Genomic DNA, 13,893 nt, shown 5'->3' on the forward strand with positions numbered 1-13,893 from the left:
TCAGCGGGAATGCAAATGGCGTCATTCGATGATGTCCCCGCGCAGAATGTACTTGCAAACGGCCACGGTGCTGATGAAACCGAGCATGGCAATCAGCAGGGCCGACTCGAAGTAGGTCTTGCTGTTGAGCCAGAGTCCGAGCAGTACGATCAGCGCAATGGAGTTGACGTACATGGTGTCCATGGCGAGGACTCGGTCAGGCATTGCCGGGCCGACCACCAGCCGGAACAGGTTCATCAGCAGCGCCAGTACTACCAGTGCAAGCGTGATATACAGAGCAACCTCTAGCATTCGTAAATCTCCTTGAGCGGGCGTTCGTAGCGCTCCCGGATCTGCTCGATCAGCGCGTCTTCATCATCCACGTTGAGTGCGTGGATCAGCAGTGATTTGCCATCCATGCGCAAGTTGGCCGATACCGTCCCCGGCGTAAGGCTGATGGTGCTTGCCAGCAGCGTAATGGTGAAGCGCTCCTCCAGCATCAGCGGGTATTCGATGAAGTGCGGCTTGAGCGTGCGCCATGGATTGGAAATCAGGTAGGCGACTTCGAAGTTGGCGGTGACGATATCGCCCAGCACGCGCAGCCCGTAGCGCAGCAGCTTGAAAGGCTTCTTGATACTCGGCTTGGCGTCCCAGAAGCGGTAGGTCAGAAGCGGAATCAGCACAGCCAGCGCGCCGCCCAGCACAAACTGGCCAAACGCATAGCTGCGCGCCAGCAGCAGCCATACGACAAGTAGCAGAATGGATAAAACCGGCGTGGGTAGCCAGGAACGCGGCGTAATCATGAAGCCTCCTCGGCGGCAGGCAGTAACGTATCAATCAGGCGTTGGGGATTGGCCAACTGGTCGGCGGTGGCCTGGGTGTACTCGCTGATCGGCCCGGCCAGCGCCACCAGCAGCGGGGCAGCACTCAGTAGCCAGGCCACGCCAAACCACTGGCGGCGGGGTAACACGCTACCGCTCGGGCTTCCCAGGTGGCTTCGCCAGAACATGGTCGAGCCCGCCCGGGAAAGCGCGATCAGCGAGGCCAGGCTTGCCAGCAGCAGAAGCGGCCACAGCCAGAGCCGCTGCGTGCCTTGCGCTGCATTGAGCACCAGCGCCTTGCCGATGGCGCCGGAAAGCGGCGGCATGCCGATCACCGCGATGGCGCCGATGAAGAACAGCAGGGCCAGCCCGGCGCCTTGCACCATGGGCCGCCCCTTGACGATCCGGGTGCCCGCCTTGCCGCGCTGCTGGCCGATCATGTCGGCCAGCAGGAAAAGCCCGCCGGTGATCAGCGTGGTATGAATCAGATAGTAAAGCAGCGCCGAGATGGCCGCCGGCGTGCGGATACCTACGCCAGCCAGCAGCGTGCCTACTGAAATCAGCACCAGGTAGGCGACCAGCAGGCGCAGGTCACGCGCGGCAATCACCCCCGCGCCGGCCACGGCCAGCGTGGCAAGGGCCAGCCACCACACCCAGGGCTGCTCCAGGGCGAAAAGCGCGCCAGTGCTGTCGCTGAAAAGCAGCGTATAGACACGCAGAATGGCGTAGATACCGACCTTGGTCATGATCGCAAACAGCGCCGCAACGGGCGCCGGGGCGGCGGCGTAGGCCCGCGGCAGCCAGAAGTAGAGCGGCATGATGGCCGCTTTCAGGCCAAACACGACCAGAAGCATCAGTGCACCGGCACTTACCAGGCCCTGACGCTCGGCGGGAAGGCTGGCCAGGCGCTGTGCCATGTCGGCCATGTTCAGGGTGCCGGTCGCGCCGTAAAGGATGCCCACGGCAATCAGGAACAGCGAGGAGCCGGCCAGGTTCAGCACCACGTAGTGGACGCTTGCCTGAATGCGTGCCTTGCCGCCTCCGTGAAGCAGCAGGGCATAAGAGGCCAGCAGCAGCACTTCGAAGAATACGAACAGGTTGAACAGATCGCCGGTCAGAAACGCGCCGTTGATACCCAGCAACTGCCACTGGAACAGGCCGTGAAAGTTGCTGCCCTTTTCATCATCTCCCGCGCAGGCATAGACCACCGCGCCAACGGCCAGCAGTGCCGTTACCAGCAGCATCAGTGCCGAAAGCCGGTCGAGTACCAGTACGATGCCAAAGGGCGGCTGCCAGTCGCCAAGGGCGTAGTAGACGATGTCGCCCTGAACGGCCACGCTGACCAGCCCAGTGGCGGCAGCCAGCGTGAGCAGGGTGGCAAGGATACTGACGATGCGCTTGTAGCGGATCAGGCCCTGACGCTGATAGAGCAGCAGGATGCCCGCAACCAGCGGCACGATGACGGGGAAAACAATCAGATGTTGCATCATTCACGGTCTTCCTTTTTGCCGTCCACGTGATCGTTACCCGCTTCACTGCGGGCACGCATGGCAAGAATCACCACGAACGCGGTCATGGCAAAGCCGATGACGATGGCCGTGAGTACAAGCGCCTGAGGCAGGGGGTCGGCGTAGTTGCCGTCACCGTGCACGATAGCGGCGCCGTCGGTGGTCAATCCCCCCATGGAGAACAGGAACAGGTTCACCGCGTAGGAGGTCAGCGTAAGCCCGACCACCACGGGAAAGGTGCGCCCGCGCAGTGTCAGGTAGAGGCCGCAGGCGGTAAGCACGCCGGTAGTAATCGCGTAAAGGGTCTCCATCAGCGAGGCTCCTTGGCAGGTGTCGGGGCGGGCGTATCGGGCTCTTTGGGGTCGGTCACCGGACGGTGCGCGGTGGTGACCTTGCCCAGGTTGGCAAGAATCATCAGCGTGGCACCCACTACCGCCAGATACACTCCTAGATCGAACAGCAGGGCAGTGGCCAGCTCGAACTTGCCGATGCCCGGCAAGCTGAAATAGCCAAACGCCGAGGTCAGGAACGGATAGCCAAACAGCCAGCTGCCAAGCCCGGTCAACGTGGCGATGGCGACACCGACCACGGCCACCGGTTGGAAGGGGAAGTCCAGGCGAGCCTGGGCCCACTCCACGCCGCGCGCCATATAGAGAAGAATCAGCGCCACTGCGGTAATCAGGCCGGCAATGAAGCCGCCGCCCGGCTGGTTATGCCCGCGCAGGAAGATAAACGCCGAGACCAGCAGCGCCAGCGGCAGCAGGGTCATGGAAATCGAGGTCAGGATGGCCGGGTAGCGGTCCGGCGACCAGACGCGGCCTTCACCGTCGCTGTGCGGCATGAACAGGCGCAGGCGGTTTAACAGCTTGAAGATTGCCAGACCCGCCAGCGCCAGCACGGTGATTTCGCCTAGGGTATCGAAGCCGCGGAAATCGACCAGAATGACGTTCACCACGTTATGGCCGCCGCCGCCGGGTACGCTGTTGGCCATGAAGAAGCTGGAGATCGACAGCGTTTCACGCGTCATGACCGCATAGTTGAGGCTGGCCACCACCATTCCCAGGGCGCCTGCCAGCAGCATGTCGCGCACGTTGCGCAGGGGGCTTGATTCGCGCGGCGTTCGCTGGGGCAAGAAGAACAGTGCCAGCATCAGCAGGATCATGGTCACCACCTCGACGGAGAGCTGGGTAAGCGCCAGGTCGGGGGCAGAGAAGCGGGCAAAGGTCAGCGCCACGAAAAGCCCGACAATCGACAGCATCAAGAGCGATATCAAGCGATAGCGATGGGTGGCCGCGGTGGCGATACCGCCAAAGATCAGCATGGCCGCGCCAAACACCAGAATGCCATCGGACGGCTGATTGCTCTTGCTGCCCGACAGGATATCCATCTGTGCCAAGCCCAGCACGCCCATGCACAGGGCGGCCAGCAGCAGCCAGCTCATGAAGCGCTGCAGCGAGTTGCCATCCAGCGCGGCCATGGTCTGCTCGGCGCGATAGCCCAGCGTCATCATGAAACGCTCGAACACGCGGCGTGCATCCACGCTTGCAAATGGCTGCAGAAAACGGCGCAGGTCAGCGTGGCGCCAATACATCATCAAGCCCAGGGCAAAAGCTACAAGGCTCATCACCAGCGGCAGGTTGACGCCGTGCCAGATGGCCAGATGGAAATCCAGCGGCTCGCCCAGAACTGCCTGGGTGGCCAGATCCAGCAGGTTGGTGGCAAAGAATGCCGGGAACAGGCCGACCACTACGCACAGCGCCACCAGGATTTCCACGGGCAGGCGCATCAGGTGCGGCGGCTCGTGAGGCTTCTTGGGCGATGCTTCCTTGGCCGGCTTGTAGAATACCGCATGCACCAGGCGAACCGAGTAGGCAACCGACAGGACGCCGCCTATCGCGGCCAGCACGGGAATCAGCCAGCTGAGCCCGCCAAGCACCGGTGTTGCCAGGGTTTCGGTAAAGAACATCTCCTTGGAAAGAAAACCGTTGAACAGTGGTACGCCCGCCATGGCCGCTGCTGCCAGGGTAGACAGCAATGCGGTGACCGGCATGGTCTTGCGCAGGCCTCCCAGCAGCTTGAGCTCGCGCGTGCCGGTTTCGTGATCGATGATGCCGGCGCTCATGAACAGCGCCGCCTTAAAGGTGGCGTGATTGATGATATGAAACAGCGCCGCCAGCACCGCCATGGGGCTGCCGATGCCCAGCAGCACGGTGATCAGCCCCAGGTGGCTGATGGTGGAAAACGCCAGAATGGCTTTCAGGTCGGTCTTGAACAGCGCAAACCAGGCGCCGTAAAGCAGCGTGATCGAACCCACCAGCGGTACCACGACGCTCCACAGCTCGCTGCCCGCAATGGCCGGGTGCAGGCGCGCCATCAAGAAGATGCCGGCTTTCACCATGGTGGCCGAGTGCAGGTAGGCCGACACCGGGGTCGGTGCCGCCATGGCGTGGGGAAGCCAGAAATGGAAGGGGAACTGGGCAGATTTGGTAAACGCGCCCAGCAGCACCAGCGCCAGCATCAGCGGGTAGCGGCCGTCGGCCACGATCTGCGCACCGCTTGCCAGCACATCGTCCATTCGGTAGCTGCCGGCCATGTCGCCCAGCAGCAAGAGGCCAGCCAGCAGTGCAAGCCCACCGGCACCGGTAATGGTCAGCGCCATCCGCGCGCCCTTGCGTGCATCGCCCCGGTACGACCAAAAGCCAATCAGCAGGAAAGAGGAAAGGCTGGTAAGTTCCCAGAACAGCCAGAGCAGTATCAGGTTGTCGGACATCGAAATGCCGACCATCGAGGCCATGAAGAGAATCAGAAAGGCGTAGAAGCGCCCGTAGGGCTCATCCTTGTCAAGGTAGAAATGGGCGTAGAGCAGAATCAGAAGGCCAATGCCCAGAATCAGCAGGTTGAAAAGCAAAGAGAGCCCGTCGAGGCGAAAGGCCAGCTCAAGCCCGAGTTCAGGCAGCCACGGCACGCTGACTCGAAGCGCCTCGCCATCGAGCAGGCCAGGCAGTTGCATCAGCGTAAGCAGCAGGGCAATCGCCGGCACGATGCCCGTGGCAAGCGAGCACAGCGTGCGACCGCGTTGGGCAGTGAGTGCCGGCACCAGTACGCCCAACAGGGGCAGTAGGGCTATCCACAGCAGTGTCATGGGTTCCATCCAGCGCAATTAAAACTAAAAAATGCCACCTGGCCGCCCGAAGGCGTGCCGGTGGCGCAGGATACGTTAAGTGAAACAAGAGGATATCACTTGTATGGTCGTTATGGGGTTTTAGTATAAAGTGGTGCGGTAAACCGTTCAGAGACTCCTTGCTCCATGAGTGAACCCTTCAATACCTGGCAGGATCGCTTCGAAAATCTGCGTACCAACAAGATTTTCGAAGGCGTTGTCATCTCCATCATTGTGCTTTCCGCCCTGGTGATTGGCGCGAAAACCTACGAAGAGACGTCACGTATAGAGCAGTGGCTGCTCTATCTCGATATTGCCGTCACGATATTTTTCCTGATCGAGATTTTGATCAGAATGGCCGCCGAACGCAACTTGATCAGCTTCTTCAAGAAGGGCTGGAACGTGTTCGACTTCCTGATCGTGACCGCAAGCCTGATCCCCATGGATGACTCGGAGATGGTGTTGCTGGCGCGACTGTTGCGAATCTTCCGGGTATTGCGCCTGGTATCCATGATTCCCGAGCTGCAGATGCTGCTGGTAGCCTTGATGAAATCCATCCCCCGGATGGGTTACGTTGCTCTGTTGATGTTTATCATTTTTTATATCTATGCCGCGATCGGCAGCTTCCTCTTTCATAATGTGGACGAAGGGCTGTGGGGTAACATCGCGCTTGCCATGCTGACGCTCTTTCAGGTGGCCACTTTCGAAAGCTGGGCAACGGCAGTGCTGTATCCCACCATGGAGGTCTACCCCTACGCCTGGATCTACTTTCTCACCTTCATCTTTCTGAATGCCTTTATCTTCCTGAACATGATGATCGGCATCGTGCTGGACGTCATGCAAAAGGAAAGTGCCCAGATGGCGCTGGATAACGGCGAAGGTGAAGAAGCCGAACTGCAGGCGCTGCGCAACGATGTGCACGGGCTCAAGGCCCAACTCGATCGCATGGAGGCTGCGCTTGTGCAGCGTGATCCGTCTTTAGCAGAGTCGACACCGGCGCCCCACCGTGAAGAGAGCAGCCGGTGAGACTGCTACTTGTCGAGTGAAAACGCGTAGGTCAATTTGCCGCGCTCGGAGAGCAGTTTTTCAAGCGCCTTGTCATTGAAGGCGGGTAGCTGGCCCATGTCCCGTGCGGTCAGCGGCCCCGTGGCGGTATCGGCAATCACGGTGTCGGCGGGCACCTCGACCATCAGTGTTGCCGCTTGAATAACGGCCTCGCGATAGCCTTCCCGGGTGCTCAGGTCCAGCGCGTCAAGCGGCAGTTGGGCAGCAAGCCACTGGCCCCAGTAGAACTCCAGAAACGGCGGCGGGGTGGAGGGTTTCTTGTACCCGACACCACGTGTGAAATAGACCAGCGAGCGGTAGGCGTCATCTGCCTGAGCGTCACGCCCCAGCCGTTCAGGCAGCTCTTCAGGTGTGATGGGCCCGTCGGGCGCATCCAGCCAGACCAGACGCTCCTCCTGCATGGTCGCCCAGAAGCTCTCCATATCCGGCAGGTCGCTGAAGTCGTGGGTAATCAGCACCGGTACGCTGAGCTCGCGCCCTTCAAGGGCCAGGTAATTGCTGAAGGTATGGTGGCCATCGGTCAGGTACATGTCGCCATCTGGCGCCATCACGACGGTTTTCATATCCTCTGGATGCGTGCCGAGGGCAGCGGTGCAGGTAAAGCTATCGGTATCCTTTAAAGAAGACGCCTCGTCAAATAGATCAATGCCACCCTGACCCCCGGTTTCACAGAACTCGTCAAAAAACTTCTCACGATCCACCGCGAAGCGTCCCTGCTTGTAATCCATCTGCCGATAGCCAAGAGCAGGCTGTGTCGGGTGCAGCTCGCCTATGGCAACGTGGCGGATATCCAGCGAATCCGGTGTAACCGCCACGGCCAGGCCGGGCGCCAGGGGCAATAGCGCCAGCAGCGTCAACGCACGTTTCATGCATCTCTCCAGGATTGTCATCGTTGCTAAACCAGCAGGCAACGATACGGATCAATGATGACACTCCCTTTACGCTCGATGGAGAAGGCGCTGATGAACGCGCCGATACTCCCGAGGCGCTATACCATACTCCCGCTTGAACGCCGTGGCGAAGTTGGTCGCGTTGGTATAACCAGCCAGCGCAGCGGCAGCGTCTATGCTGATGGCCTGCTGCGCCAGGGCGTTTCGGGCCAGGGCAAGGTGATGGCGGCGCAGAAAACTCCCTAGCGCTTCGCCCTGCTGGTGATAAAAGCGTCGTTGAAGGGTGCTCACGCTCATGCCCAGCTGCTTGGCAAGCGCTGTCTGGGTCACGCCTTTCGCCTGGCCGCTGTCAATCAGGTGCATGAGCCTGGCCAGGCGGTGATCGGGCATGGTGGGGGCTTTAGAGCGTGGATACGGTCGAGGCAGACAGGCCAGCGCTTCACCCGCGAGCATCGTTGCAAGCCCTGCAAGCTGCAGGCGTGCTGCGGTGTCGTGAGGTGCTTTTTCATCGGTTGAGAAAAGGCGCAAAGCCAGTGCGAAGAGCCCTGAAGAGGGCGTCCAATGGCTGAGCGTTGGCGCCCCCTCTGTGCAGGTCAGAAGTTCGCGATATCCGTGGCGGTCAAGCCAATGAGGCGAGAGGGTCAAGGTCAGCGTGCGTTCGGACACGCCCGCTTGGCCCAGGCGCGTGAAGCTGGCTGCTGCAGGCAGGATGACCAGTAAACCGCAGTGGGAGGCATCGACGCCCAGGCGAGTTTCCGACGCGCCATAGCGCACGCGCGCCGTTCCACCCATTACCAGAGCAATCTTGACACCTGCCGGCAGTACCGCCTGGCTGGTCAGGCCGAACCGATCCTGAACATCGGCCAGACGCAGCTGCATACCCGGTTCGATCTCTGCCACCCACATTCGCCCGGTCAACGGCGCTGAACGCTGATCCCAGGCGGGCGCTTCGAGCCGTTGGCGCTTGACGAGCGGAGCGGAAAGCGTGCGCAGATCGGCGGCGCTGATCTCGTGTATGGCTGACGTTTCGCCCATGTATGTCCTTTTGCTGAAGTGAGTCCTGATACGCCCATTTGCCGCGTTTGCAAAGCAAGCTGCCCGGTATGCAAAGGTGCCACGAACGAGTGGATGGCATAATGCGCTGCCGTAAATTTTATTGCAACGGATTCTCATTCGCAAAAAGGCGTTAAACCAGAGGAGCCACAAGGGGAACAGCATGGCATCAGAGATATCGGGTTATCGTTTGGCAGCAGTAATCAGCGGCGCCACCATTGCGCTTTGTCTTGCACCTGACGCGTTGGCACAGGCAGTAGAGGAGGCTTCGCGACTTGATACCGTCACGGTGGAGGGTAATCGTCTATATGAAATGCTGTCTTCTGAAGTGACCGGTGGCTATAGCGTTGATGCGGCCACCGTCGGCACCAAGACGCCCGCCTCGCTGCGTGATATTCCCCAATCCGTCAGCGTGGTCACGCGTGATGCCATCGAGGATCAGAACTTTACCACGCTGGATCAGCTGGGCCGCAGAACGCCGGGCATGCGCGTGCTCTCCAACGATAACGGTCGCTCGTCCATCTACGCACGCGGCTACGAGTACGATGAAGTCAGTATCGATGGCCTGCCCGCGCCGATGACCAGTATCACCGGGTCGGTGCCCACCCTGTCGGCGGTAGACCGTGTCGAGATCATGCGTGGCCCGTCGGGGCTGTTTGACAGCACCAGCGAGATGGGCGGCATCGTCAACCTGGTGCGCAAGCGCCCCACCCGGGATTTCCAAGGGCACGTGACCGGCAGCCTGGGCAGCGACCAGCAGCGTGCGGGGCAGGTAGATATATCTGGACCCATTGATGCAAATGGACGCATACGCGGTCGCCTGGTCATCGATCATACCGAGCACGGTCAATTTGTGGATAATAACGCCAATGACCAGCACGACCTCTACGCGGCCGTGGATATGGATCTCGATGACGCCACCACGTTGGGGCTTGGCTACCTTCACAATACCAAGAACATCACGGTGAACAACGGCCATCCAGTGGGCAGCCGTGGCGAGCTTCTGTACGGGTCGCGTTCGGATTTCTACGGCGCCCGCTGGAACGACTTCAATAGCCACTCGAACGACTGGATTGCCGAGCTTACCCACCGCTTTGCCACGGGCGGCTTCGGGCGCCTGGCCGCGCGTTACTCCAACCGCAACGCCGATTACAACTACGCCTTTGGCGGAAGCACCTTGAATGCTGATGATACGCTGACCGTGGCGGGTACTGGCAGCGTGATCGACCAGCAGTCAGTAGCGGTGGACGCAAGCTACAGCCAGCCGTTTTCCGCGTTTGGCAACGTCAGCGAGTTTGTACTGGGCAGCGATTACAAACGCTTCGATACCGACATGGAAGCGGGACGCGCGCGTAGTCTGACCGGCGGGCGCGTCACACGAGACGAGCTGAACGCACTGGCCTTCGTCGATATCCTGGACAGCGCACGTACCAGCGGTAGAGGCTACTCGCATGCCAACACCACGCTCGAGGAAACCGGGCTTTATGGCAAGCTGACACTACGCCCGATTCAGCCGCTGGCGCTGATTGCCGGTGGGCGGGTCAGCCGTTACGATCTTGACTACGAGGACCTGGCAGCAGGCTCCGAGCAGAGCCGTAGCGGCACAGAGATAACCCCTTATACGGGGCTTGTGGTCGATCTTGATGACGAACATTCGCTTTATGCCAGCTACTCGCAGGTGTTCAAGCCGCAGACCGAGAGTGATATCAACAACGATCTGCTCTCACCGCGGGAAGGTGACCAGTACGAGGTAGGCATCAAGGGCAGCTACCTGGGCGGTGATGTGAACGCGCGTATCAGCGCTTTCCGGCTGTATGACGAGAACCGGGCGGCGGCGCCGGCAGACCCGGCGGCCAACTATTCCGAGTCCGTGGGCAAGATGCGCATCCAGGGAGCTGAGTTCGAGGTCACCGGAAGCCTTACCGACCAGTGGGACATCATTGCCGGCTACACCTATCTGGATACCAAGGTAGAGCGCAGCTCGTCGGATCGCGAAGACGGGCTCTTTCTCCTGATGCCCAACAATATCGTCAATCTCTGGACCCAGTACGATTTCGCGGGCGAAATGCTGGGCGGCTTGCGTATCGGGGGCGGCGTGACGGCGATGAGCGATTTCGCCTCAAGTAACGGCATCAAGGCGCCCGGCTACGCGGTGGTGGATGCCATGGTGGGCTACGACTTTACTTCCCGGATAAGCGGGCAGCTCAATATCAACAATCTGCTGGATCGTGATTACTACAATCGGGTGGGCAGTGATGGAACGTTCAACATGCCGGGTAACCCGGCCAACGTGGTGGCATCGCTACGCTATGATTTCTAAGGGTTTATTCAAGCGCCACGGGAAACCGTGGCGCAACTGGTTTTCATCAGCAGGTGGCCTGCCATGGCTGCCTTTTCTGCTTTGCTGGTGCCCGGCCATGGCCTACAGCGCGTCGCCTGGCGACGTTACGCTGCCGGGCACTGCCCAGTTTCTGCTCACTGCTTCTGAACCGGAGCGCGAGTATCTGATTCAGGTGTCGGTACCCGATGCGCCGCCGCCGGATGCGGGCTACCCGGTCCTCTACCTGCTTGATGGTAACGCGCGCCTGCCGCTGCTACAGGCAGCGCGCGATACGCTGACGCGCCAGGGGCCTGACGGCATGGGCAATCCACTGCTCATCGTGGCGATTGGCTACCCGGATACCGAGCGTTTTAGCCGAGAGCGGCGCAGCGAGGACTTTACTCCCGACATCTCGGCGGATGGCGACCACTCCCGGGGTGCCTTTGGCGGCGCGGAGCGCTTTCTTGAATTTATCCAGACGCATCTGAAGCCTGTCATCGAGCAGCGCTTTGCGGTGGATTCAGACCAGGAGGCGATTCTTGGCCACTCCTACGGCGGCTTGTTCGTCCTTCACGCGCTGCTCACCCGGCCTTCAAGCTTCGATACCTATATCGCCATCAGCCCCTCGCTCTGGTGGTATGGTGACAAGCCGCTCGATAGGCTCGCCAGCCGCTACGCGGTATCATCTGCGCTGCCCGACGCCCGGCTGATGCTCGGGGTGGGGGAAGACGAGCAGCCAGGCCATGATCAGCCGGATACGAGCGAACGCGTCAGCCGTCAGCGCGCGCGCGCCATGGTCGATAACACTCGGGCGTTCGCTGAATGGTTCGGTGCCCGGCAAGACGCCAGCGTAAGCCTGACGGTATTTCCCGGCGAGAACCACGGCAGCGTGATGTGGCCGGCCACGCGCCAGGCGCTTGAGTTCTTGAACGAACCTTCGCAGTGAGTCGTACCGCGTGTGCGGCTGCCCCGTCAAATCATCTCGGGTTTAACAGGCCCAGCAGGAGAGCGCTTGCGTAGCGGATTACTTGTCTTGATAGTGGCAGTGGTACTGGCAGGCGGGTTGTCGGCCCTGGCGTCAACGGACACCTACGCGCCGCGCCTGATGCGCCTGGAAACCCGCCAGGCGCTGCCCGCGATCGAGACATCTCTTGCTCAGGAGTCCGCTGCCCTCAATGGCGTGTTTCTCGCCTATGCCGAGGATCAGCCGCTATGGATGAGTGCGCACCTGGCCATTCTGCGCTACGGCGACATCGCCCGCGCGGCGCTGCTTGAGTACGCCGCGCTGCCTGAATTCCAGCAGGTGCTGGTGCGCTTTGGCCCTGATGCGGTGTTGCCGATCAGCTACTTTCGTGCCCACGACGTCGCCACACTTCGCGCCCAGCACTGGGTAGGCGAGCGCTACCAGCAGCTGAGTCGCTGGTGGAGCGAGGAGGGCGAACAGGTGCAAGGCGAAGTCGAGTGGACACCGCACCTTCGTGGGCAGATGGGCATTGCCTTGCTCGATGCCGAAGGGCACGCCTTGCTTAACCAATTCGTGGTGGATGCCGAAGGCAAGGTGCACTGGCTGCAGGGCGAGCGTGTCGTGGCGGGTATCAGTGATTTCTTCACCAGCGGCTTGCGTGACCTTGAGAACCAGTGGCGCCGCGATGAAGCGATCAACGCAAGCGACATCGGCTGGGCCGGGGTGGACCTTCTGCTGATGGCCAGTACGGTCAAGGTGCTTCGCGCAGGGCGCGTTGCACGTGGCGCCCGGGCAGGCAGTGTGGAAGCCCAGGGCGCACGGGCAGGCATGCGCCAGGGAATCGCCGCGGGCACTGCGCGCTTTGCCAGCCTGCCGCGCATGGCCAAGATAGCCGCCGTGGCTACCACCGCCTATGTGGTGGCCCGCCATCCCTCGCTGATCAGTGCATTAGGTGCCAATGCAGCAAGATGGCTGGGCCTGCCGGTATGGCTTGGGCAGTTTGTGATCTGGTTGATTGTGCTGGTCCCGCTGCTGGCCGTGCTGCGGCTGCTCTGGCGCTGGCTGGTCGTACCTGTGCTATGGCTAGTTACGCCCTTGTTTCGACGTTTATTCAAAGCGGCGTCTTGCTCGCCTCGCCGGGAATTTCCCGCACCAAGCGCGGCATCAAGAAGCCCGGTAGATGATCGCGAAGGCGGGTAACCAGCGTGCGCGCCTCCTCATCGGGCACATCAAAATGCGCCGCGCCCTGGACCGGGTCGAGCACATGCAGGTAGTAGGGCAGTACGCCAGCCTCGAACAGGCGTTCGGAAAGTACGGCCAGGGTAGTCACATCATCGTTGACGCCGCGCAGCAGCACGCTCTGGTTCAGCAGCGTCACCCCCACGGCCTTGAGTCGGGCGCAGGCATCGACTACCGCCTGATCGATCTCGTTGGCGTGATTGATATGCAGTACCATCACTTTCTGCAGCCGCGTGTTGCCAAGCCATGCAAGCAGGTCGCTATCCACCCGGTCGGGAATCACCACCGGCAGGCGGGTGTGGATGCGCAGGCGCTTGAGGTGCGGGATGCGTTCCAGCTCACCGGCCAGCCAGGCCAGTTGACGGTCGCTTGCCGCCAGCGGGTCACCGCCGGAGAGGATCGCCTCATGAATACCAGGGTCGTCGCGCAGATAGTCAAGCGCCTCCTGCCACTGGGCACGGGAGGGCGAGTTCTCGCTGTAGGGGAAGTGGCGGCGAAAGCAGTAGCGGCAGTTCACGGCGCAGGTAGGGCTTGCAATCAGCAGTACCCGGCCTGCGTACTTGTGAATCAGCCCTCGTACAGGACGGTGGTCGGCCTCTTCGAGCGGGTCGGCCACATAGCCTGCAGGCGCCAGTATCTCATCGCCCAGTGGCAGTACCTGACGCAAGAGCGGGTCATCCGGCGCGTTGTGGGCCATGCGTTTGAAATAGGCTTCCGGGACGCGCACCTCGAACAACGCATGTCCGGTTCGCGCGCCTTCAAGCCACGTGTCATCGAGTCCCAGATACTGGCACAGTACCCTGGGGTCACGAATGGCGTGGGAAAGCTGGTGCTGCCATGAAGGGCGTGATACCTCGCTGGCTTGCTCGAGACGGTCCGAGGCAACGATCATAA

At 61.1% G+C, this 13,893-nt stretch carries 12 protein-coding genes; 4 read left to right on the forward strand and 8 right to left on the reverse strand.

The window, feature by feature from the left end:
• Positions 1-21: 21 nt before the first annotated feature.
• Genes HW452_RS03510 through HW452_RS03530 form a run of 5 tightly spaced genes read right to left on the reverse strand, consistent with a single transcriptional unit; the run spans position 22 to position 5,450 of the window.
• The gene (locus tag HW452_RS03510; protein WP_224104719.1) at positions 22-291 is read right to left on the reverse strand and encodes a K+/H+ antiporter subunit F; all 270 of its coding nucleotides are present in this window, start codon (positions 289-291) and stop codon (positions 22-24) included.
• Positions 285-782 (reverse strand): Na+/H+ antiporter subunit E, encoded by a 498-nt coding sequence (locus tag HW452_RS03515; protein WP_224104720.1) that lies wholly within the window; start codon positions 780-782, stop codon positions 285-287. Before HW452_RS03515 ends, HW452_RS03510 begins: the two co-directional genes overlap by 7 nt.
• Entirely contained in the window at positions 779-2,290 is a 1,512-nt protein-coding gene (locus HW452_RS03520; RefSeq protein WP_224104721.1) for a monovalent cation/H+ antiporter subunit D, read from the reverse strand. Before HW452_RS03520 ends, HW452_RS03515 begins: the two co-directional genes overlap by 4 nt.
• Positions 2,287-2,619 (reverse strand): Na+/H+ antiporter subunit C, encoded by a 333-nt coding sequence (locus HW452_RS03525; protein WP_224104722.1) that lies wholly within the window; start codon positions 2,617-2,619, stop codon positions 2,287-2,289. Before HW452_RS03525 ends, HW452_RS03520 begins: the two co-directional genes overlap by 4 nt.
• Positions 2,619-5,450 carry a monovalent cation/H+ antiporter subunit A gene (locus HW452_RS03530; protein ID WP_224104723.1) on the reverse strand — a complete coding sequence of 944 codons (2,832 nt, stop codon included), beginning with the start codon at positions 5,448-5,450 and terminating at the stop codon, positions 2,619-2,621. Before HW452_RS03530 ends, HW452_RS03525 begins: the two co-directional genes overlap by 1 nt.
• A 165-nt stretch (positions 5,451-5,615) precedes the next feature.
• On the opposite strand from HW452_RS03530, the gene HW452_RS03535 reads away from it, so the two are divergent.
• Complete coding sequence (locus HW452_RS03535) at positions 5,616-6,494, forward strand: ion transporter (RefSeq protein WP_224104724.1); 879 nt, start codon at positions 5,616-5,618, stop codon at positions 6,492-6,494.
• Positions 6,495-6,499: 5 nt separating this feature from the next.
• Here HW452_RS03535 and HW452_RS03540 read toward each other — a convergent pair whose 3' ends face one another.
• Both HW452_RS03540 and HW452_RS03545 read right to left on the reverse strand, forming a co-directional pair.
• Complete coding sequence (locus HW452_RS03540) at positions 6,500-7,402, reverse strand: ParB/Srx family N-terminal domain-containing protein (protein WP_224104725.1); 903 nt, start codon at positions 7,400-7,402, stop codon at positions 6,500-6,502.
• A 69-nt stretch (positions 7,403-7,471) separates the two neighbouring features.
• Positions 7,472-8,458, reverse strand: coding sequence for a helix-turn-helix domain-containing protein (locus tag HW452_RS03545; protein WP_224104726.1), 987 nt, complete (start codon positions 8,456-8,458; stop codon positions 7,472-7,474).
• Positions 8,459-8,639: 181 nt separating this feature from the next.
• On the opposite strand from HW452_RS03545, the gene HW452_RS03550 reads away from it, so the two are divergent.
• From HW452_RS03550 to HW452_RS03560, 3 genes are all read left to right on the forward strand, one after another.
• Entirely contained in the window at positions 8,640-10,796 is a 2,157-nt protein-coding gene (locus HW452_RS03550; RefSeq protein WP_224104727.1) for a TonB-dependent siderophore receptor, read from the forward strand.
• A 97-nt stretch (positions 10,797-10,893) separates the two neighbouring features.
• Complete coding sequence (locus HW452_RS03555) at positions 10,894-11,742, forward strand: alpha/beta hydrolase (protein WP_224104728.1); 849 nt, start codon at positions 10,894-10,896, stop codon at positions 11,740-11,742.
• Between the two features lie 66 nt (positions 11,743-11,808).
• Positions 11,809-12,960 (forward strand): hypothetical protein, encoded by a 1,152-nt coding sequence (locus HW452_RS03560; RefSeq protein ID WP_224104729.1) that lies wholly within the window; start codon positions 11,809-11,811, stop codon positions 12,958-12,960.
• On the opposite strand, the gene epmB is transcribed toward HW452_RS03560, so the two are convergent.
• Entirely contained in the window at positions 12,872-13,891 is a 1,020-nt protein-coding gene (epmB, locus tag HW452_RS03565) for an EF-P beta-lysylation protein EpmB (protein ID WP_224104730.1), read from the reverse strand. The two genes, HW452_RS03560 and epmB, sit on opposite strands and share 89 nt — an antisense overlap.
• Positions 13,892-13,893: the final 2 nt, after the last annotated feature.

Origin of the sequence: Vreelandella aquamarina (assembly GCF_020075495.1) — a bacterium.
GTDB classification, from domain to species: Bacteria; Pseudomonadota; Gammaproteobacteria; order Pseudomonadales; family Halomonadaceae; genus Vreelandella; species Vreelandella aquamarina_A.